The sequence below is a fragment of the Chitinophaga jiangningensis genome, assembly GCF_900142605.1.
GTDB classification, from domain to species: Bacteria; Bacteroidota; Bacteroidia; order Chitinophagales; family Chitinophagaceae; genus Chitinophaga; species Chitinophaga jiangningensis.
In genome coordinates, this window is sequence record NZ_FRBL01000008.1 from 107,793 (window position 1) to 129,893 (window position 22,101).

14 protein-coding genes are annotated in these 22,101 nt (G+C 49.7%); 2 read left to right on the forward strand and 12 right to left on the reverse strand.

The window, feature by feature from the left end; all coding sequences use genetic code 11:
- Positions 1-8: 8 nt before the first annotated feature.
- The 9 genes from BUB18_RS21125 to BUB18_RS21165 form a co-directional block, all read right to left on the reverse strand.
- Complete coding sequence (locus BUB18_RS21125) at positions 9-1,757, reverse strand: RagB/SusD family nutrient uptake outer membrane protein (protein ID WP_073084912.1); 1,749 nt, start codon at positions 1,755-1,757, stop codon at positions 9-11.
- 12 nt (positions 1,758-1,769) lie between these two features.
- Positions 1,770-4,616 carry a SusC/RagA family TonB-linked outer membrane protein gene (locus BUB18_RS21130; RefSeq protein WP_073084914.1) on the reverse strand — a complete coding sequence of 949 codons (2,847 nt, stop codon included), beginning with the start codon at positions 4,614-4,616 and terminating at the stop codon, positions 1,770-1,772.
- Positions 4,617-4,645: 29 nt separating this feature from the next.
- On the reverse strand, positions 4,646-6,526 hold the full coding sequence (locus BUB18_RS21135; RefSeq protein WP_218588075.1) for a RagB/SusD family nutrient uptake outer membrane protein: 1,881 nt from the start codon (positions 6,524-6,526) through the stop codon (positions 4,646-4,648).
- Positions 6,527-6,537: 11 nt separating this feature from the next.
- A complete protein-coding gene (locus tag BUB18_RS21140; protein WP_218588076.1) occupies positions 6,538-9,942 on the reverse strand; it encodes a SusC/RagA family TonB-linked outer membrane protein in 3,405 nt (1,134 codons plus the stop codon).
- A gap of 118 nt (positions 9,943-10,060) precedes the next feature.
- Positions 10,061-11,134: a FecR family protein gene (locus BUB18_RS21145; RefSeq protein ID WP_073084917.1), complete on the reverse strand. Its 1,074-nt coding sequence runs from the start codon at positions 11,132-11,134 to the stop codon at positions 10,061-10,063.
- An 80-nt stretch (positions 11,135-11,214) separates the two neighbouring features.
- Positions 11,215-11,808, reverse strand: a complete 594-nt coding sequence (locus tag BUB18_RS21150; RefSeq protein ID WP_073084919.1) for an RNA polymerase sigma factor — start codon at positions 11,806-11,808, stop codon at positions 11,215-11,217.
- A 21-nt stretch (positions 11,809-11,829) separates the two neighbouring features.
- The gene (locus BUB18_RS30040) at positions 11,830-14,403 is read right to left on the reverse strand and encodes an endo-1,4-beta-xylanase (protein WP_245805715.1); all 2,574 of its coding nucleotides are present in this window, start codon (positions 14,401-14,403) and stop codon (positions 11,830-11,832) included.
- The gene (locus BUB18_RS21160) at positions 14,403-17,003 is read right to left on the reverse strand and encodes a glycoside hydrolase family 3 C-terminal domain-containing protein (protein ID WP_083550422.1); all 2,601 of its coding nucleotides are present in this window, start codon (positions 17,001-17,003) and stop codon (positions 14,403-14,405) included. Before BUB18_RS21160 ends, BUB18_RS30040 begins: the two co-directional genes overlap by 1 nt.
- Positions 17,004-17,045: 42 nt before the next feature.
- Positions 17,046-17,915, reverse strand: a complete 870-nt coding sequence (locus BUB18_RS21165) for an alpha/beta hydrolase (RefSeq protein ID WP_083550424.1) — start codon at positions 17,913-17,915, stop codon at positions 17,046-17,048.
- A gap of 266 nt (positions 17,916-18,181) precedes the next feature.
- Here BUB18_RS21165 and BUB18_RS21170 point away from each other — a divergent pair, with 266 nt between their 5' ends.
- Positions 18,182-18,694: an ester cyclase gene (locus tag BUB18_RS21170; RefSeq protein WP_073084925.1), complete on the forward strand. Its 513-nt coding sequence runs from the start codon at positions 18,182-18,184 to the stop codon at positions 18,692-18,694.
- 662 nt (positions 18,695-19,356) lie between these two features.
- On the opposite strand, the gene BUB18_RS21180 is transcribed toward BUB18_RS21170, so the two are convergent.
- Positions 19,357-19,854 (reverse strand): hypothetical protein, encoded by a 498-nt coding sequence (locus BUB18_RS21180; protein ID WP_143160035.1) that lies wholly within the window; start codon positions 19,852-19,854, stop codon positions 19,357-19,359.
- Between the two features lie 93 nt (positions 19,855-19,947).
- Between BUB18_RS21180 and BUB18_RS21185 the strand changes: the two genes are divergently transcribed.
- Positions 19,948-20,301: a bleomycin resistance protein gene (locus BUB18_RS21185; RefSeq protein ID WP_073084930.1), complete on the forward strand. Its 354-nt coding sequence runs from the start codon at positions 19,948-19,950 to the stop codon at positions 20,299-20,301.
- A 42-nt stretch (positions 20,302-20,343) separates the two neighbouring features.
- Here the strand turns inward: BUB18_RS21185 and BUB18_RS21190 are convergent, their stop codons facing one another.
- Positions 20,344-21,063, reverse strand: a complete 720-nt coding sequence (locus tag BUB18_RS21190) for an SDR family oxidoreductase (protein WP_073084932.1) — start codon at positions 21,061-21,063, stop codon at positions 20,344-20,346.
- Positions 21,064-21,143: 80 nt separating this feature from the next.
- Complete coding sequence (locus BUB18_RS21195; RefSeq protein WP_073084934.1) at positions 21,144-22,079, reverse strand: AraC family transcriptional regulator; 936 nt, start codon at positions 22,077-22,079, stop codon at positions 21,144-21,146.
- Between the last annotated feature and the right edge of the window lie 22 nt (positions 22,080-22,101).

The window sequence follows — 22,101 nt, forward strand, 5'->3', positions numbered from 1 at the left end:
GTAATATTTTACTGCCAGCCCGCATTTTGCACCAATGCGTTGTACTTCAGTTTTTCGCTGTAAGGAATTGGGCCATAGATCATGTAGTTCTGAAACACCCTGTCTTCTACGGGAATCACTGTTGGCGTGCCACCTACAATGCTCACTCCTTTGGCTGCTTCATTCAGCGGGGCTTTCCAGCGGCGGAGGTCCCAGAAGCGGAATCCTTCGAAACAGAGTTCCAGGCGGCGTTCGTTCCTGATGAGTGTCCGCATGGCATCCTGACTTCCTTTTGCTGCTTCGAGGTAAGCGTCACCGTTAGTGAGGCCAATACCTGCACGTTTACGGATAGCCTTGATTACATCGTAGGCGGAGTAAGCATTTTCGCCTGTTCCTGTTGGCCCCCAGGCTTCGTTGGCGGCTTCGGCGTAGTTGAGGAATATTTCCGTATAGCGGATGTGCGGCTTATAATGCCTTTGGTTGTTGGCAGATGTAGGATTCAGGTTTACATCCTGGCGCAGTAGCTTGCGGAGATAATAGCCGGTGCGGGTAGAGGTCCCTACCTTATTCAGCGCATCGTTAGTGGTGCCATCCGCAGCGGTATTTATCACAGTGTTACTCGGTCCTGCGGTACCGCCATTTACCAGCACAAAGAGCTTCAAACGAGGGTCCCGGTTGGTGTAGGGATCATTGGCGTTGTAGCCGCTGGCCGGGTCACCAATGGGATAGCCGTTTAACATCGGGAACGCATCTACGAGGTTTTGGGTAGGATTAATTCTACCATTACCATAAATCGTGGGCGGGAAATTATTCTGTTCCAGGTCCCTGTTATCTCCATAATTATTTCTCCATAATATTTCAGGTGGATTAGCACCATCTGCCAGGCCCGCAATTTCACTGGCGGTGGAGTACCAGTTCAAACCATTGGCTGCGAGGCCACCTATGCCGCCTTTCATATCCAGCAGGTCCGCTGCGAGGTCGGCTGCTGTGGCCCAGGTATTGGTGCCTGCGGTAGCATAGGCCGGACTTGCGGCCAGCAGGGCTACCTTGGATTTTATAGCCCTTGCAATACGTGCGGTAAACAATCCCCGGAAGGCGCCGCCAAAGGCACGGTTATACTGTTCCACGGTTACATTACCATATTTATCGGGTACAATGCCCTGGTTTTCATAATCCAGCGGCAGCAGGGCGATAGCAGTATCCAGGTCGCTGTAAATCTGCTTTACACATTCTTCGAAGGTGGCGCGCGGTTTATTGAAATCCGTTTGTGTTTCAGTAATGATCGGCACGCCGAGCAACTGCCCATTGGCGCCAACACCTGCATGCGCCTGCAACAGGTGATACAGGAACAGGCCTCTCAGGCCTAATGCTTCCCCTCTTACACGCATGGCGAACAGGCGGCTAACGATACTATCGGCCGTCCACTTCACTTTAGGAATTTCCGCCAGCGTGATATTGATGTATTGAATGGCAGCGTAGCTGTTGCTCCACTGATTCAGCGGGTTATTGGTGGAAGTCCACTGCCCCTGTGCAATTTTCAGGAAGCCGTTGGTTTGGTCGTTGGTGACGGCATCATCTGTAGCCACGTCGTTAAACGACCATGCATTTGTTGGAATGCGGTTATATCCATTCAGCAGGATACCATAAGGAAACCTGGAATCGTTTGCCGGATATTCCGTTTCCAGCTGCCGGTTATTTTCTATGGCGGGGTCGATCAGGTCTTTACAGCCAGACAATATGAACACCACACCCATTAGCATTACTATTACCTTATTCATGTTTGCTGATTTTTAAAATAAAGCTTTCACGCCCAGATTATAGAAACGGGTCTGAGGTGCACTACCGATGTTTAACTCTAATGTTTCGCGCTCCTGTGCGATAGTCAGCAGGTTGGAACCGCTGATATATACGCCCAGCTCACGTACAAATTTCTTTTTGCCAATCAGCTTATTGAGGTCGTAGGTGAGCTGCACTTTGCCGAGGTCGAAGCGATTGGTGCTGTACAGCCAGAAGTCGGATGAGCGAAAGTTATTATCGCTGTTTAACGTGGTGAGTCGTGGATAAGTAGCGGTAGCTTTCGTAGCTTCGGTCCAGCGGTTGCGGGTTACTACGGAATACTTATCTTCCCCATCTACCCAGAAATAAGAACTATTTTTTACTGCATAGGCACCATAGCGGCCTACGCCCAGGGCGAAGAAAGACAGGTCCTTCCATTTTGCTTCCAGGTGTACACCCAGGGTGAGCGGAGCACCTGACCAGCCGGCTTTGCCGAGATATACCTCGTCTCGTCCGTCAATCACGCCATCGCCATTCTGATCCTTATACTTGATATCGCCGGGTTTTACCTGACCAAAGGATTGTGTGGGCGATTTATCTATATCTGCCTGATCCTGGAAAAAACCGAGGTTTTGCAATCCCCAGATCGCATCCACCGGCTTACCCTGGCGGTATTGATAGGCATCTTCGTATACCTCTGCCCGTTTGGAAGCCAGCGTTTTATAGTAGGTAGCGGTAACGCCGAGGGTCCAGTCCACCTGGCCGATCGTTTTATTCACGTTAACGCCTATATCAAAACCGGTACGGGTATCATCATTATAATTCACGTAAGGAATAAAGGAAGATACCGGCCAGCCGGTGTTGTAGTACGACGGGAATAACACGGACGCCTGTACGATGTTACCAGTAATTTTATTTTTGAAAACGGTGGCGTTGAACTCAAGCAGCTTATGAAACAGGGAAGCTTCCAGGTTGAGGTTTACCTCATCTCTTCTCGGAAACTGCATGTTAGGGTTATCGCCCCGGCGGGATTCTGTGGCCGGGATGCCCGAACCATCTTTCCAGCCGTACCAGCTGCCATCTACCGTGTAATAGCCCTGGTATAAATAGTAGCTGGCAATGTCCAGGTCGGTATGCAGGCGGCCTGCGGAAGCACTGATTTTTAACAGGTCTATCCAGTCGGCATTGCGGAGAAACTCCTCCTGGCTGAGCTTCCAGCCTACCGCGAGCGTGGGCGACAATGCCTGGCGATTTCCTTCCGGCAACTTAGCTGAATGGATGTAGGCGCCGTTAAAATCCACGAAGTACTTCTGTTTAAAATTATATCCCAGGTGCAATCCCAGGTTGGCGTTACTCACTTTGTGGTATACGGCGGATTCCGACTGCTGGTAACCATTTACCAGGAAGGTGGCGGAAATATAATGCTTCATGGCTACGTTAGTCCGGTAGTCCAGCTGGGCAGTAGCCGCAATCGTTTGGCGATACCAGGTATTGCTGACGTTCTGGACGCCTGAAGTGGCGTCTTGTCCGTATTTGGTGAGACTACTAATTAAATCCACGCCTGAATAACTATTCCACTGCGGTTCATAGGTGGCATAGGCATTATTGTAGGCGAGATTGTAAGTAGTAGAGTAATCTACTGCCATCGTGGTTTTAAAAGTAAGGCCACGCAGTATGTTACTCAAATTGGCATTCACACCGGTGTTAAACTGAAACTGTCGGCTGGTATAGCTGTTGTACCCGCCGGCGTAGATGGCTGCAAAAGGATTGGTTTGATCCAGCTGCGTACCGCCGAGCAGGTATTTACCATCGATGATATGATTGCTGTTTTGCACGAGCAGCTGGGAGGCATCATCGTCCGCTTCCAGCATGCTGATAGGGATGAGTGGCGCAAAACGGTAAGGCCTTAAAGTAGCGGCGCTGTTCCAGTAATTGGTATTTACGCCTTTCCCGGTGTAGAATATAGCGGTTGCATCTACATTACAGGAAATATAATCATTCAGGGAGATGTCAATGTTTCCACGAATATTGAATCGTCCTGAGCGGTCGTTTTTCTGCGCCTCACCAAAGTTGAGCAGGGAGCCGGCCGTCCAATAGCCAATGTTGGTATAGTACCGTGCCTTGTCGTTACCGCCGGAAATTTCCGCGGTGGCATCGAGGCGACTATACATCTTTTTCAGGTATTCGTCGGAGTAGTAATCTACGTTCGGGTAGCGATAGGGATTTTTGCCGGACGCGTAGTTATAAATAGTTTCATCGCTGTAGAGTTTGGAGAGGCCATCGTTGGCACGTGCTTCGTTATACAGCGTCATGTATTCGGCGGAGCCCAGGTATTTAGGATAGGCTTTAGGCACGTTTACACCGGTATTTACCCGCATGTCCATACGTATGTTGCCGGCCTTCCCTCTTTTGGTGGTAATGGCTATTACGCCTTTGGCAGCCGTGCTGCCGTATAACGCTACCGCCTCTACGCCTTTAAGGAATGCGACGGATTCAATTTCGGTGGGCATTACGTTACCCACTTCTCTGGGTACACCGTCGATGAGCAGCAGGTAGCTGCCCATGCCCCATAAGCTGTTGCCATTAAAGCCTGGTGCCAGCGCTTCCATGCCATCCAGCGGATAGGTAATGTAATTTTTTTTCAGGAGAGCTGTCATGTTCACCACGGGAATGTTCATCGCATAATCCCTGTTTCTGACAATGTCAACGGCTGCCTGTATGTATTGCCCCTCTCCTGCCTTCTTGCTGCTATCCAGCTGCAAGCCGGCAATGATCTGGCTGTAGTCACGCCTGGTGGTATCCTGCGCCTGTGATGCCATGCACGTTGCGGCGGTGATGGTGGCTAATATTATCTGTTTCATGATTATTTCCTTTTACAATGATGAAGCTATTACCAGCCTGGATTTTGTGGGAACTCGAGGTACATGCTTGCATCTGAATTTTTCAATGGCAGCCAGTAGTGTTTCATGCTGAACTTGCGTTCCAGGATCACTACTTCACGCAGGTTATTCACTTTATTGAGTTTGGGATCAGCGGTGTTGAAAGTGCCGGCTCTGTCGAATTCAACGGATTTTTTGAGTGTATACGGACTCTCAATCAGCAGCATCCACCTGCGCAGGTCATTGAAGCGATGGCCTTCAAACGAAAGCTCTACGGCACGTTCGCGCCTTACTTCTTCCATAAAGCTGTCCAGCGAACCGAGGAATTTAGCAGCCACATGTCCTACACCTGCGCGGTCGCGGATAACGTTCACCGCGTCCACCGCTGTTTTGCCATAGCTGGTCACGCTGGCGGCAGCGGAGCCATAGCCCGCGGCAGCAGCTTCCGCATACATGAGGTATACATCCGCAAGTCGCATGTACGGCACATGTATGTTCAGGCTTTTATCGTAAGAATAGCCCTGGTCATATTCGTTGGCTGTGCGTGGAATGAATTTATACAGGAGATAACCCGTACGGCTACCCGTAGAAATATTGCGGTAGCTACCGTTGGTATACAGGTTGGCATAGCGGTTGGCTTCATCTGTTGTAGCGCCCTGCACACATTTCACACCATCGTACACGATATCATTATAAAACCTGGGATCACGTCCTTTCCATGGATACGCCGGGTCATAACCAGATTCAGGGTCGGCCGTAGTGATGTCCCTGATCGGTAATCCGTTGGCCATACCGTAGTTATCCACGTAATTCGCTGTAGGAAGAAACTTCACATCTCCCCCAGATAAAAAAGACGGTTGATACTGCTTACTGGTACCATAGTTGGAACTGTTACCATTAAAGTAAGGCCCCTGGAAGATAGCTTCTGTACCGCCCGCCAGCAGCCAGTTCTGGCCGGTAGTATAAAAATTTGTGTAGTATTTGGAGAAGTCGATCAGGCTGTAAGGGGCTTCCCCGTTTTCGCAAAGTGAAAGCAGGCTGGCAAATGCATCCGCGGCCTTTTTACAGTACTCCTGGTTATAAGTTTTATTTCCGGTAGATACAAAGTTCATCAGCGGACTGCCTGCCCATAAATAGTTTTTGCCGAGGTAGCCCAGTGCCATTATTTTGTTGATGCGCAGCGTATTTTTTCCGAGCGTCCTTTTACCTGCGGTGGTATTATCCCAGTGTACAGGCAGTATAGCAGCGGCCTCTTTAAAATCGGCAGCAGCTTTGTCCGCGCATTCCTGGTAGCTGAGGCGGGGCAGGGTAAGTTTCTGGTCGCCCGGCAACACCTTATCAATATACGGCAGGCCTCCAAAATATTGCATGAACATAAAATGGAACCAGCCCCGGAAAAACAGCAGCTGTCCTTTGATGAGGTTCTTCTCTTCCTCGGTAGCGTCTTTTAATTTACCAATATTTTCCAGCCCTAAATTGGCTTTCCTGATTCCGTACCAGCCCAGCTTCCAGAGCGATTTAGAAAAGCGATCGTCGTTGGTGTTGGTATTATTTCGGTCCATCCAACCGGCCTGCCAGCCATCATACTGCGCCTGCCAGCCCCAGAAATCACCGTTATCTATTTTTACGATAAAATGGAAATCGCGGGCTGTGGATTGGATTTCATCTTCTCCCCAGTTCCAGGAATTGGTCCAGTAGGCATTGGAGAAGTCAGGGATGCAATTATACAACTCCTCTGTAAAGCCCTGAAAGTTGGTAAAATTTTTAAACGCATCATCACCGGAAACGATGGATTCATCGGCCCTGTCGAGGTATTTTTTGCAAGATACCAGCCCAGTGCTGAGTATAATCCCGGTGGTGAGCAATACAGTTTTGATATACTTAGTCATCATAGTGGAATAGCTTAGAAAGTTATGTTAGCACCGAGGTTGTAACGCTTCACAGTAGGATAAGCACCCTGTGATGCCCAGCCGGTACCGGCGAAGTTGGATTCCCTGTCGTCCGGCATTTTAGTCCAGGTAAGCAGGTTGTTACCATTCAGGTAAATCCTGAGGGCGGCCAGTCCCAGCGATTTGATAAAGCCGGTGTTAAACGTATAGGCGATTTCGGCGTTTTTGAGTCGTACATACGAACCATCGTACATATACTGCGTGCCCCTGTAATAGCCCGCCGGAGTGGATAACCAACGCAGCATGGGCACCACGCCGGTTGTGTTATCCTTTGTCCAGTAGGCGCCTTCATCATATACTAAATGGCTTTGTGAGCTGAGACTGTTAAACACCACTTGTCGCGTAGCGTTGTTGGTACCATAGAATTGGACAAACATGCTGAAGCCTTTCCAGTCGGCTCCCAGCGTAGCGTTATAGGTATTCTGCGGCCAGGAGGAATAACCGTAGGGGATATTATCCTGCGCATCGATGATACCATCGCCGTTATAGTCCACCAGGTAATAGTTACCCGGCAGCTTCTGGTTATCGTTGGTATTATTGATGGTGCTGCCATACAATTCATCCCAGGTGTTATAGGTACCCTGGCTTACATACGAATAAGTTTGTCCGATTTCTTTACCTTCTGTTTTCTGGTAATCCGGGAGTAGTGCCGGGTTGTCTGCTTCCAGGATTTTGTTCTGGGAATGGGTCATGTTCAAATCGGCCCAGAGGCGGAGTTTATTGGAGAAGGTATGGTTGAAGTGTAATTCTATTTCATAGCCCTGCGACTGCACCCGGCCCAGGTTGGCCACTGGTGCGGTAGTGCCGTAGTAGGAAGGAATAGAACGGTTACTGCCTGCCAGTAAAATTTCACTGCGGAGATCGCGGAAGAAATCAACTTTTCCGGAGATCAAACCATCGAGGAATCCGAAGTCGGCCCCGAGGTTTATTTTCTCTACTTTCTCCCAGTGCAGGTCCGGGTTACCTACTACTGATTCGCGGTACCAGGTATAGGGGCTGTATTCCGCATCCACGCCCGAGGTGCCCAGGCGTGTTTGGCCACCATAGGCCCATTGCGACATATACAACCATCTGCCGTTGATGTTATCATCCCCGATTTGTCCGTAGGAAGCGCGCAGTTTAAACAGGTCGAGCCATTTGAGCGACGCCATAAATTTTTCTTTCGATACATTCCAGCCAAGGCCTCCGGAGGAAAAGAAAGCGAATCTATTTTCCGCGCTGAATTTTTCGGAACCATTATAGGCGCCGTTATATTCCAGCATGTATTTACCTGCGTAATTGTAGGTAGTACGGAATACCCAGTCCTCACGGTAGTTGGGGATCTCACTACCGGAAGCACTCTGATTCCTGTTAAACAGTCCCATCGCCGATACATTATGTTTCTGCCCGATGGTGGTAGCGTAGTTGAGCTGGCCCTGGTAAAACAGGCGGCGCTGGTTACCGGTAACGGCGCCGGAAGCGGCTCTCCATTTGGCACCTTCCTGGAAATCGAAGTTGGTAACCCCGTCCAGTTTTTGTTTATAGATGGGCAGTCCAGTTTCGGGGTCTATCCATTTACGCTGGGTATCGTTGTAGAGGTCAGTGATACCTCTGTCGCTTTCCACGAAGGTATTATCCAGTGATATGGTGGCGTTGAAGCGGAGGCCTTTCACGAGCATATCCAGGTTTTGGTCGATGGAGAAATCGGTGGTGATACGGGTGGTCGTCTGGTACTGTATACCGCCAATGGCCAGTGAGCGCGCGGAGTTTTCCGCCCGTCCTTCACTGGGGGAATAAAAGCCCCAGGAGCCATCCGCATACACAGGCATAAACACGTCCGGCGCGGTGGTATAGGCATCTATCCATGCGCCGTACTGGTTGCCGGTAAAGCCCCATGGACTTTTTCTAACGCCATAGGAACCGAAGAGATTTGTTTTAAATAAGGTGGAGGGTGTCAGTTGAAAATCGAGGTTGCTCCGAACATTAAGTCGTTTGAAGCCAAAGCCCGGTTTATATCCTCTGTTGTTATCGTAGATTTTGAATAAGTCGCCTTCACTGAGGAAGTCCGCGCTGGTAAAGTATTTCACTGCCCGGGTGCCGCCACTGATGTTTACGCTGGCGTTGTTGGACATGGCATAGTCTTTAAACAGCACCTTTGCCCAGTCTACGTTTGGGTAGCGTTCTGCCTCTTCGAGGCTGGCGGGGTTGCGGTACTTCTGCAGGATCGCTTCCGGGAGGTAGTCGTTCCAGCTTTCAGGTTTTAATGCCAGTTCATATTCGATGGCCTGGTTGCGGATGGAGAGCGCATCATAGGAGTCGTATTTACCCGGAAGTTTGGACGGCACTTTCATGATGGTGTTAACCGTTCCTCTGATGGATGCTTTGCCGGCCTGTCCTCTTTTGGTGGTGATGAGGATTACCCCGTTTGCACCGCGCACACCAAATACGGCGGTGGCCGAGGCATCTTTCAGCACGGAGATGGACTCCACCGAGCTGATGTCCACACTGGTCATGGGGCGCTCCACTCCGTCTACGAGGATGAGCGGGTCCGAGTTATTCCAGGTGCTGCGGCCGCGGATGATGATGCGGGGATCTTCTTCTCCGGGCAGGCCGGTGCTGGCGGAGGTGATGAGCCCGGGCAGGTTACCCGTGAGGGCCGCCCCTACGCTGGATACACCGCCGGCGCGTTCGAGCACGGTGCCGCTTACCTGCGACACAGCAGCTACCACACTTTCCTTTTTCTGGCGGCCGTAGCCAACTACCACGAAGTCGTTCATGGAAACAGACACCGGCAGCAGCTGAATGGCTACGGGCGACTGTCCCGCTTTCAGGGCCAGTTCACCGGGGGCGTAGCCCATATAGGTGACCAGCAACACTGCTTTGGGGTCCGACACCTGGATGGTAAAAGAGCCATCGGGGCGGGTGATGGCGGAATTGGTGGTACCTTTTTCCACTACGGAGGCGCCTGCGAGTGGTTCACCTTTTTCGTTTACTACCTTACCTTTTACGGTTTCCTTTACCAGTTCAGCGGCCGACTTTTCGGCCACGAGCGGGACGATGGTAACCAGGTTTGCATTGATCTTGCGGTAGGTAAGGGTGGTGTTTTCCAGGGCGATGCCGAGTACTTCTTCCACAGAGGCATTTCTAACGTGAATACTTACACGCTTTTCACGCGGAAGGATTTCTTCCTTGTAAACAAAGCGGTAACGGCCCTGGGCTTCAATCGCTTTGAATACCCGGATGAGGTCTACTTTTTCCAAAGTGAGACTGATAGCATCCTGAGAGGGGGCGGTGGTAAAGGATAGCAGGAAGAGCATGCCGGTGATCAGCAGTGTGCATCTTGCCGTCAGCGACCAGGCAAAGAGCAATTTTTTGGCCATGATGTTCATAACTTCAAACGTGAAAAATACTATTCGTCCCGGCGGGGCAAAGCTCCGCCTGAAGGCACGTGGAGATTACATTTACCTTCTGTTTTATTGCTGTTGTATCAGTAATTTATTATCGGTTGATCGTAACTGTATTTCCTTTAATAGAATAGTGGAAACCGCCGGTGAGCCTTAATGCTTCCAGCACCTCTTCCAGTTTTTCGTTCTCAAATAGCCCGGTGTAAGTGGCATCATTGAGGTGATTGTCGGTAATGATAACTTGTACATTGTACCAGCGTTCGATTTTTGCCGCGATGTTTTCCAGGTTTTCCTTGTCAAACATCAACTTGTTTTTCACCCAGGCTGATTCCAGGTTATTGCTGCTATCACGGCCCCAGTAGCGGATTTTACTCAGTACTATCAGGGGACTTTCTTCTGTTGATTTTGGTCCGGTCAGGGTATAAATGGCGCTGTCATTCCTGCAGCTATTCACTAATATTTTTTCTTTCGGTTTCAGGATGATCTTTTTTCCGGGATCATTGCGGAGCGTTACTTCTACGGCGCCCCGTACCAATGCTGCTTCTGTTTCCTTCTCTTCTTCATATGACCTGATGTTAAAAGCCGTGCCCAATACCCGCAGGTCGATGGTGCTGGTATGTATCACGAAGGGCCGGTCTTTATCCGGTGCCACATCAAAAAACGCTTCACCGGAGAGCTGTACTTCTCTTTTATCCCCTTTAAAATTTCCGCTGTAGGTCAGTTTGCTGCCTACGTTGAGCCATACGGACGTACCGTCCGGCAGTTGCAGTTTCATGCGCTGACCGGGTTGGGTATTATAGACATGACTGGTCTGTTTGCCAAACGTATACCCTTTACCGTTAGAAAAGTATTTTATACCAGCGAAACAGATAAATACTACCGCGGCAGCTGTCATCCAATACCATGGTTTTATCCGCTTTGGATGTACCTGCACTTCCGGAGCCGTTGCCGGACTATGCAGCCGGTTCAGGTGTCGGAGCCAGGCATCTTCCTTATTGATGCCCAGGCCGGCCTGCCTGGTTTTCCAGATAGACGTCAGCACCTGCAGTTCATCTTTCAGCGCAGGGTCCTGCGCCATCAGCAGCTCTAATTGCGCCAGCTCCTCCCGGGTTGCTTCCCCGCTCAGTTTCAGACTTACTAATAACCAAATTTGATGATCTACCGGCATAATACAGCTGACTGTTATAATAAGGACAAGTGGAATAGTGAAAATGTACCAAAGAGAATGAAAAAAAATTTTGGTACACTTCAGGAAGGAGAAAACCGGTCCTGGAATTGAAACAGGGTTTTATACTGCGATGGTAATGCTTCCGTTACTTTTTTAACGGCGATGGCCAGCTGGTTACGGACGGTGAGTACAGATAATCCGAGGATGGCTGCAACCTCCTTATATCGCAGGCCATCTTCCTTTACCAGCTGGAAGATGATCCGGCACTGCGGAGGCAGTTGCCGGATCGCACCTTGTATCTTTCCAATTATTTCGTTGGAGATGTATACATTTTCAGGACTGTTAAATTCCATTACGGCTTCCACATCCAGATTATCCAGCTGCACCAGCTGCATTTTGTTTTTTTGTGCATGGTGGTTGAGGGCAAAATTTTTCGTGATCACATACAGGTACACCTTCAGGTTTTCTATTTTATTGATTGTATGGCGGATCTGCCACAATTTCACAAAGGCATCAGAAACTAATTCCTCTGCCACCTCGCTGGATTTCACCATCGTATAGGCGAACCGGTGCAGACCATCGAATAGCAGCAGGTATAGCGCATTATAGGCTTTCATATCTTCATACAAAGCGATGCGCAACTGCAGATCTTTAATGTGGTTTTCTTGCTGCATGTACCGGGGTTTTTATGCGTACTAAAAAAGAGCTACCTGCCAGAAAGCTTTTTTAGGCTGGAGTTGCTGGTTGAACAGCAGCGGATAATCTTTCCGGCCTCTTACCGGGAAATTATCGAGCCAGCTGGCTTTATCGGATACATTCCAGAAAGTAACACCGGTGATCTGGTGCTTATACTTGCGGAACAGGTCGAAACAGCGCTTGTACTGCTCCATCTGTGCCTGCTCTCTTGCAGGTGTGAAGGCCATCATGGAATCTGCCGGCTTTGCTGCCCTGGATTCATGCTCTTTCGGGTATACAGAGATATCCAGTTCCGTGATCTGCAAAGGCAGGTGAAGGGTAGAAAAATCTTTTAACGTGCTTTCCAGCTGTGCTTCGGTAGGCTCGTTTACCGCCCAGTGCGCCTGTAACCCTACCGCCTGTACGGGTACGCCCTGCTGCTTTAATTCATTGATCATGCGGATGATTTTGGCGCGCTTCACCGGGCTGATTTCGTTGTAGTCGTTGTAAAACAGGATGGCATCCGGATCTGCCTCATGTGCCCAGCGGAAAGCCTTTTCTATAAACTCAGGCCCGCAGATGCGCAGCCAGGCTGAATTCCGGTAGTATTCATCCCGCTGATCGCTGATCACTTCGTTGACTACATCCCAGGCGTATACTTTTCCTTTGTAGCGGGTAACAACGGTATGGATATGCGCTTTCAGGCGTTGCAGTAAAATTTCTTTTGATACCGTATCGCCTTTTTCGTCTTTAAACATCCAGCCGGGGGCCTGGTTATGCCAGCAGAGGGCATGGCCGCGGACTTTAATACCGTTTCGTACGGCAAAAGCAACGATGGAATCGGCGCCGGTAAAATTGTAAACATCCTCACGGGGATGGATCACCGCCATCTTCATGGCGTTTTCAGGCGTCACACTGTTAAACTGCTGCGTGATCAGCGCTGCCTCTGGTCCTTTCAGGGACCAGGGAGTAACGGCGGCGCCTATAGGGAAATAGCTCTGGTAGTAATCTTTCAGTCCCTTGTCGGCCACCACCTTGCTGCTATCGAAAGAAACCTTGTCTTCTATATGAAAAAAGTCAACATCCACCTGCCCTCCTGTCTCCCTGGTAGCAAAATTGAATAAGCCAAAGCGATAGCCCATAAAGTGCGGGATGGTGTACGACATTTGTAACACGCCGCCAATAGGCTTCCAATCCGCACCATCCAGGCTGTAATAGAAGTATCCTTTATCTGCGCCGTTTCTGAAATTGGCCAGCGCTTTGAGGTATACGACTTTTTGCTGCAGTGGTATGCTGCCTTCTTCCACCTGTTTACCTCCTCTTGTGTTGATCATTACCACCCACTTAGCACCTGCCGAATCCTTCACGCCTACCCAGCCATAATTTTTTTGTAACAGCATTAAGCCGGTGTAATCGCCATCTTTCATACCACTCACATCTATCGCCGTGGTACCGGAGGAAATGGGCCCGAAAGTCCGTTGCGTGAGTGTATTACGTGCCTGCGTCACTTCCTGGTCTATTCTGCCGGTGGTGATCCGCAGGTAGCCGGGGCGCTGGGATAAGGACCAGTGCTGGTTGTCCGGCTGATGGTTCCATTGCCAGGCCAGCGGTAGTGCCGGCTCGCCCGGTTTGCGTGTGAATTCATCGGAGCAAACAATGCCTGGGTTGTAGCCTTTGCTGCGTGGGAGGTTCAGGGTGTCGGGAATTTTACCGTCCGTGCCGATTACCGGCCAGCCGTCTTTCCATGTAACGGGCACCAGATATGGCACGCGGCCCACGGCGCCATTGTCGCGAAACAGGTAGGCATACCATTCTCCTTTAGGCGTGTTAATGAGTCCTCCCTGTGCCACGCCCCTGTCCTGCAGGCCCACACGGCCTTCCCATGGACCTTCCAGCTTGTCGGCCCGGTGGATTACTACGGTACGCATACCACCTTTAGGCCAGCAAATGTTAAACAGGTAGTACTTTCCTTCATGCTTAAACAGCTGGGAGCCTTCGGCCCGCAGGCCTATATTGGGGCCTGCGGGACTACTGGCGTCATGGATGATTACTTTGGGTGATGTACCAGGCCGGATGCCGGAGAGGTCTTTATTGAGTTCAACGAGACTGATTTCACCGGCGCCGTAAAGCATATAGGCGTTACCGTTATCATCGAAAAAAAGCGAGTGATCATGCAGGGCGGGTTTAAATGAAGTGCCTTTCCACGGTCCTTTTTCGATATTTTTTGTTTGGTAGATATAAGTCTTACCGGTGGTACCGGAGAAAGTGCTGAGGTACCAGGTGCCTTTGTGGTAGCGCAGACTACTAGCCCAGGTGCCTTTCCCGTAAGCGTTCTGGCCATTGGCGAGATTGAGTGCATCGGATTCTTCCGGCACGCTGGCGGCATAGCTGATGGTTTTCCAGTTTATCAGGTCGTTGGACTTCATGACAGGTACGCCGGGAAACAGGTGCATGGTGGTGCTGCTCATGTAATAGGTATCCCCGTTGCGGATAATGGAAATATCGGGTACGTCGGCGTAGATAACCGGATTACCTTGTTGGCCGTAACTGGCCATAGCAGCTAATATCAAACAGGTGGTAAAAATTCGTTTCATTATTCATGCGTTAAGTTGTCAACAGTTGCAGTGAGCACATTACTGGTGGTTTTATTGGCAACGCCGGGTTGTCCGCCGCCGATGCTGACCAGGGCCTTCCCTTTCGGCGTATATAGGTGGCCGTTAGTATCTACCAAAGCCAAATCATCCGGTGTTATTTTAAACTGTACCTGTCTGGATTCGCCGGGGCGCAGGGCAATGCGCTGGAAACCTTTGAGTGCCTTTACCGGCGCGCCTGGTATGCCCGGGTGGCTGATGTATAACTGCACCACTTCTTCTCCCTCCCGGGTTCCGGTATTGGTAACGGTGGCAGCAGCGGTGTTGCCGGTAATTGTCAGTTGTTTATAGGTAAAGTTCGTATAGCTGAGACCGTAGCCAAACGGATACAGTGCTTTGCCCTGGAAATAGCGGTAAGTACGGCCTTTCATGGAGTAGTCGCTGAATGCCGGCAGGTCGCTATCCGATTGATAGAACGTAACGGGGAGTCGGCCGGATGGGTTGTAATCACCAAAAAGTACGTCCGCAATGGCGTTACCGGCTTGCTGCCCACCATACCAGGCGTTTACAATTGCGGGCAGGTTTCGATCTTCCCAGGGGCAGGCGATGGCGCTGCCGGTCATCATTACAAACACCACTGGTTTGCCGGTACTTTGCAGGGCCTGCAGCAGTTGGGTTTGCACGGCTGGCAACTGGATGGTTGTTCTGTCGCCCCCGTTAAATCCTGGTACTTTCACCGGCATTTCCTCTCCTTCTAACTGTGGGGAGATGCCACCGGCGTAGATGATTACGTCCGCGTCCTTCACACGTTGTGCCAATGCATTAAAATCGGTTTTAACGCGGTTACCTGCTTTAAGGCGGATGCTGGCGTTACCTTCGTTCTGGTAGAATTCCACCACCAGTTTGTACACACTGTCCTTCACCACGGGGAGCTGGAACTGGCGGGCACCCCAGCGGTTACGCTGCCAGGCGTCGATCCTGATTTTACCATTTACGTATAGGCGGTAGCCGTCATCTGCGTCCATTTCAATATTGAGTGGTTCAGTGGCGGAGGCTTTGAGGTAAGTGGTGTAGCGGCCGGAAAAGCGGGTGGTGGAAAGTCCGGGAGCGGGTGTTTGTCCTTCCGACCAGTAGTGGTCGATCTCCTTTTCTATGACGGTATGCAGTGGTTCGCCCTGTAGGTTGTCGTTATTAAAGTATTGCGCCTGTATACCTGCCTGTCCGTTAAAGGAGAGGAATGGTGTGATGTCGCGGTATACCAGTAGCGAATCATCCGTATAGTTAATGGCTTTTTCGTAGTGGATGGTTACCTCCTGGCCCAGCCTGGCTTTAATACCGTCCAGCAGTGTCACCACGTGAGAAGGCATGCCGTTATAGTTGCCCAGAACGGCGATTTTATTATCCGCGTTGGGGCCTATAATGGCGACTTTTTTCAGCGTTTTACGCAGGGGGAGTAATTGCTGGCTGTTTTTGAGCAGTACGATGGATTCCCGGGCCATTTTCAGGGCGTGTGCCACGTGCTGCGGGGATTCCAGTTCCGAGTCCGGTGTTTGCGCGTATTTCACCATGGCTGGTGGATCGAACATGCCGAGGCGGTAGCGGATGGTAAAAAGTTTTTTAACGGAGGTATTGATTTGTTCTTCTGTGATCAATCCGTTTTTCACGGCGTTTACGAGGGTATAGTATACCGAGGTACCGCATTCGATGTCGGTGCCGTGCATCACTGCGTCCACTGCGGCGGAGGCGGAGTCTTTATGGGTTTTATGGTATTTGAAGAAATCGTCGATGGCCCAGCAGTCGCTGGTAACGTAGCCATTAAATTTCCACTTATTCCGGAGTATATCTACCATCAGCAGGTCGTTGGCGCAGCAGGGTTGTTTATCCACTGCGTTATAGGCGCACATCACCCCGGCTACGCCTGCATGTACGATCAGCTCCTGAAAGGCGGGCAGGTAGGTATCCCACAGGTCGTGTGCCGATGGGGAGAAATTATCCACGTGCCTGCTGGGTTCGGGGCCGCTGTGTACGGCGAAGTGTTTGGCGCAGGCGGCGGCTTTGAGATAGGTAGGATCATCGCCCTGGAGGCCGCGAACAAAGGCGGCGCCCAGCTTAGCGGTGAGGTAGGGATCTTCTCCGTAGGTTTCCTGTCCTCTACCCCACCTGGGGTCGCGGAATATGTTGATGTTGGGTGTCCAGTAGGTGAGTCCCATGTAGCGCTGGTTGTTTTTCCCTTCTGCGGTGGCGCGGTTGTGCACCGCGCGGCCTTCAGTGGCGGAGTAATCTGCCATGAGGTGCAGTGCGGCGGTATCCCAGGTGGCAGCCATGGCAATGGCCTGCGGGTATGACGTTACGGCGTAAGGGGTGCGGGCAACGCCGTGCAGCGTTTCGTTCCACCAGTCGTATGCCGGTATGCCGAGTCGCGGTACAGCTGGTGCGGCGTTCAGCATTTGTTTCACTTTTTCTTCCAGGGTAAGCCTTGCTACGAGGTCGCTGACACGTTGGTCCGTGGGTAATTTTGTGTCCCACATGGGAAAGGCTTTGTATTCCTGGGCGAGTGCGGGTGAAGCAATAGCTACCAGTATGAAAAAGAATAGTTTTTTCATGATAACGTTGTTCATAATCGTGGTCCGGTGTGGCCGGTATTATCAAAGCGTAGAATATTGTTTATAGCTGCTGGTATCCACTAGTTTAAAGAGGAACTGCGCATACATGTACAGTCCGTTTTTCCAGACTTTAAAATCGTGGACGCCGGGCTCGATATAGTAGATATGTGGCACCTGTTTTTCATCGAGGTATTGATGCGTTCTTTGGCTAAAGGTGATGAGCCGGTCGTTGTCGCCGCAGGAGAGCCACAGCAGTTTAAGCCGCTGCTTTGCCTTTGCGGGATCGGGCACCAGCAGTTCAGGGCTTTTGGTATTCGGTGCTGCTGAGAAAGCGCCTACCCAGGCAAACTTATCCAGGTTACCGAGGCCAAAATTCAGGGATTGCCCCCCGCCCATGGATAGCCCGGCGATGGCGCGGTGTTCTCTGTCTTTAAGTACCGGGTATTTTTTTTCGATGAAGGGGATCAGGTCATTTAATAAATCCTTTTCGAATACGCTGAATGCCTCTACTTTATCCCTGGCCATGATGTCGCCGGTAGCGCGGTCATCTTTCATGGCTCTTCCGTTGGGCATTACCACGATCATATCCGCCAGTTTGCCCTGGGCATAGAGATTATCGAGGATTACCTGTGGCTGACCACCTCTGAGCCATTCCATTTCATCGCCGCCGATGCCATGCAGCAGGTACAGCACCGGGTACTGCTTTTGCGGGGAGAAGGCCGGAGGAAGATATACCAAGGCTCTCCTGGTGGTGCCAACGGTGTTGGAAGGATAATGAATGGTATCGATGGTGCCTTTTGCCGCTGATGGCTGAGGCACGTCGAAGCCTGCAGGCATATGCTGCAGGGGTGATTGCGCGGTTGCTGCCCAGCTAAACATGAAGAGGCTGGCAGCTATGAGGATTCTTTTCATAACGTTTCATTTGGGCATCGATCAGCACTTGCCTGTAGATAAGGGTGAAGAGAGGTCAAGACTGTCGGCTCTACACTAAATAGGTTCATGCGCTTTATGTGTAAGCGTGCACTAAAAATAAAAATTAAATTGTAAATCTGACAATTATTTTTGAGGGTGACTCCCACGTTCGTAATTTCCGACCCGGCTCCTTTCGAAATCAATGATTTTTTACAATGATCCTGTGTGCGCTATGTGCAACTTTGCAATAACAAAAATAAACAAGCATGAAAACGATAGCACAAATTTGTATTGTAATGGTATTATGCGCGCAGGCAGCAGTGGCACAAACAGCAACCAACAAAGCAACCATCCGTGATTTATATGAAAACATTCTGAACCACAGGCAATTAGCATTGGCAGATAGTATAGTAGCGGCGGATTATACCAATCAGCAGGGCTTAAAGGGTGTGCAGGCATTTAAGCAAAACCTGGCCGGGTTGCTGGCTGCATTTCCGGATGGCAAATGGAAAGTAACGGCCATTATAGCGGAAGGCAATACCGTTATAGTTAAACAACAGATGAATGGCACGCATACAGGGAAGTTTCAGCAGATACAGCCTACTAATCAGGCAGTAGTCGTAGATGGAATCGCTATTTATACCTTTCGGGATGGCAGGATTATTCATAGCGAAGTACTGACGGACAGGCTGGGCTTTATGCAGCAGCTGGGGGTGATTGACCGGGATCTTAGTGCAGCGATTGACAAGGTGAATAAAGGGCATGAACAGGGGCAGTAGTAGTAGACCTCTATACATACCTGGGGGATTGTTTTTATGGTACTGAGCGATTATGCTTCCTGTTGTACTCCTGAACTCTGTTCTCCCAGGTTCGTTTCTTTATTTTGTAACGTTGTTCATTAATAAGGAAATATGGATAGGTAAGAAAGGCGATTACTATGAATAAAACTAATAGAACTGATAAAAGCACGTATGTGAGTTTCATAGGAGTTGTTAGAATCAAAATACACTTTTATGGCACTATGATGTCACTATCTGATGTTGCTTCACCGGCTGATTTGTAAGTAATGATTCATTATATGCCAGATCATTCATAATTACAGAAAAGGCTATTGCGCCAATAACGTACTGCTTCCCATTGCATGTAATTGAAAAATACTTTTCCTGCGGGTGCTTGGGTGTCTTTAAGCCATAGGATTCAATGTCACTTTTAGGTATTTCATTGATACAGATACCATTGAAATCTATCCCTAGCTGCATGTAAAAAACACCTATGAATACGATATCCTCATTACAATACAGACTATTGTCTAAAGCGCTGTTACGAATGAGTAGCTGCGACAGGCTGGGAGAATAATCCCAAATCGAAAAATGGTTGTATGATTGATAGGTCATTGGCGGATAAACAGACTATCAAATTACTAATTTTCTTACATATTCCCCTACCCCACCCTCGTAATCCTTACTAACTCATTCCGCATCCCCGGCACCCGATGTATACATATCCTCATCCCCTGCTGCATCTGAGGAAATGTCAGGTCCGGAAACAGTACCACATCTACGCCACTGTCTATCACACCGGCGTCTGTTTCTACCCTAAACAACAGTATGGTAGAATTAAGAGAGCGCTGCCTGATAGCAAGGATAGTAGCTTCCACCAGCTCCTTCTCTCGGGCGCCGGCATACTTAAACAGATTGCTATAATAAGGGAATAAATACTTGCGGGCTGCTAAACAAAAAATAATAAATCCCGATAAAACCACGTAGCTTAACACATCAGAATCTCCTTTCACAAAACTCATCCCCGCCTGGTATACGATGAATCCTATCCCACACAGCAAGGGCAATATCATCAATACGAAAACGATCATCCTTGAAATAAAGATGGTGCTCATTTTCCGTTTTTCTGCTGTAGTGAGCAATGCCGTGGTTACTTTCATATTACGGACGAAGATGCCATAATATCTCTTTAAAAACAATCCCTGATTCCGGGGAAATTTTTTCAGTACCTTGAAGTAATAAAATACAAGGTTATGCTTACGGAAATCAGTCCCAAACTTCCCATGCGGGATAAGGCAGTCACCAAAGAGTTCTACCTGTCCAAACTAGGCTTTGAGGCCCCCGGCACCGATTATGAAGGCTATTTAATGCTGCACCGGGATCAGATAGAGATCCATTTTTTTGAATTTAAGGAGTTAAGCACTACTGAAAATTACGGGATGGTGTATATACGCACCAACAATATCGAAACACTTTACCAATCCTTCATTGATAACAATGTAGCGATCCATCCCAATGGTCCGCTGGCGGTAAAGCCATGGGGGCAAAAAGAATTTTCCATCCTCGATCCGGATAATAACCTGCTGACCTTTGGCCAGCAGGCATAAAAGGCTGCCTCCTGTATAGCAAATACAGGAGGCAGGATTTTGTTATAGGGAGATACCACCGTCGCACCGTATAACCGTTCCGGTTACATTCCGGTTGCCCATTAAAAACAGGATGGCATCAGCCAGTTCTTCCGGCTCTGCGATACGGCCGGTAAGCGTTTGCGCTGCAAAATGGGTAAACGCCGCTGCTTTATCGGCAGGTGTCATCGCATCCCACCAGGGGGTGTCCACCACACCAGGGGAAACAGCGTTGATACGTAAGGGTTGTAACTCTTTTGCGATTGACGGGATCATTAACTCCAACGAGCCATTGATAGCAGCCAGCCCAGCCACACCAGGTGTATGCATCGCCGCAGAAGCTGCGGTTACAAGGGTAATACTACCGGCTTTATCTACATAAGGGATTGCCGATTGCAGGGTATTCAGCTGCGGCCAGAATTTACCTTCAAAGCCGGTACGCAAATCGTCCAGCGGCAGCGTAGCGAACGCACCTGCTCCTTTGCCTCCGCTGAGCGTCAGCACCAAATGATCAAACATTCCCATACTTTGGAAGAACTGGTCCAGTTCCTGCCTGTTGTTACTATCGAGCACCACCGTGTTCAGGGATGGAATAGCTGCCTTCGCCTGTTCTAATTTCTCCACGGAGCGACCGGTGATGGTAACGGATGCTCCTGCTGCCACCAGCAGGGCTGCTGTAGCAAAGCCGATACCGGTTGATCCTCCTGCTATTACTACGCGCTTGTTTTCAAATTTTCCTGGCATATTGTTCAGTTTTATACCAGCAAATTTCCAACGATTACAGCAGGGAATTATTAACGCATTTATGCATTGGATTAACCTGATTATGCATTCTTTCGGAAATCCAGCGGCGTTTGCCCGGTTTGCTCCCGGAAAAAGCGGGTAAAAGACGCAGGGTCGCTGAAATCCAGCTGAAAACTGATCTGGGAAATAGTATCGTCCGTATAGCGCAGCAGTGCTTTGGATTCACGGACAAGCATAGTACTGATGGCGGCAGAGGCAGTATGCCCAGTGGCTTCTTTAATAGTCCTGTTGAGGTGGTTGGGCGTAACGCCCAGCATCGCTGCATAATCGGCCACCTTGCGTTTTTGCAGGAAATACTGACTCACCAGCTTATGGAATTTGGGAATAAGATAACCGGTGCGTATATCCGTCCGCGTGAGATGAAGCCCCTGGGTAACATAGCTGCGTTTTATTTCCAGCAACAGCAGGTAGAAGTACATGCTCACCGCCTTTTCCCGGCCTACTTTTCCCTCCTGCAGCTCCTCATTAATTTTTGCCACAAAGTCCGCTACCTGTGTGATTTCCGCGGTGGAAAGCTGTATAAACAACTGCCCGTCCACACTAAAAAAGGGAAACTCCTCCTGGAATTGATCAGGTGGCACAAAGCTGCCGAGGAAGTCGGCCTCAAACAAAGCGTAATAACCAAATGTGCCCGGCTGTATATTCGATTTACTAAACACCTGCCCAGGATAAGTAAAGCTGATCGTACCCGGCTGATGACGGAACTGCTCCAGCCCCAGCTGCACGTCCACTCCCCCGCTCAGCGTAATACTCATGCGGTAAAAATCAGATTTCAGCGGCCCCACCGCCGATACCAGCCCTTCACTGGAATATATTTCAAAGCCTTTTATCTTTTTTTCCGGGGAGATGTTATTGTAGCCAAAGGAAGAACTATCGTCCGGCTCCCGGTGGAGATGACGAAAGTCGCCCAGCGTATAATGCGGTAATTTTTTATGGGTATCCGTTTGCTTTGCCATGGTCAGTAAAGATAACCAGGAA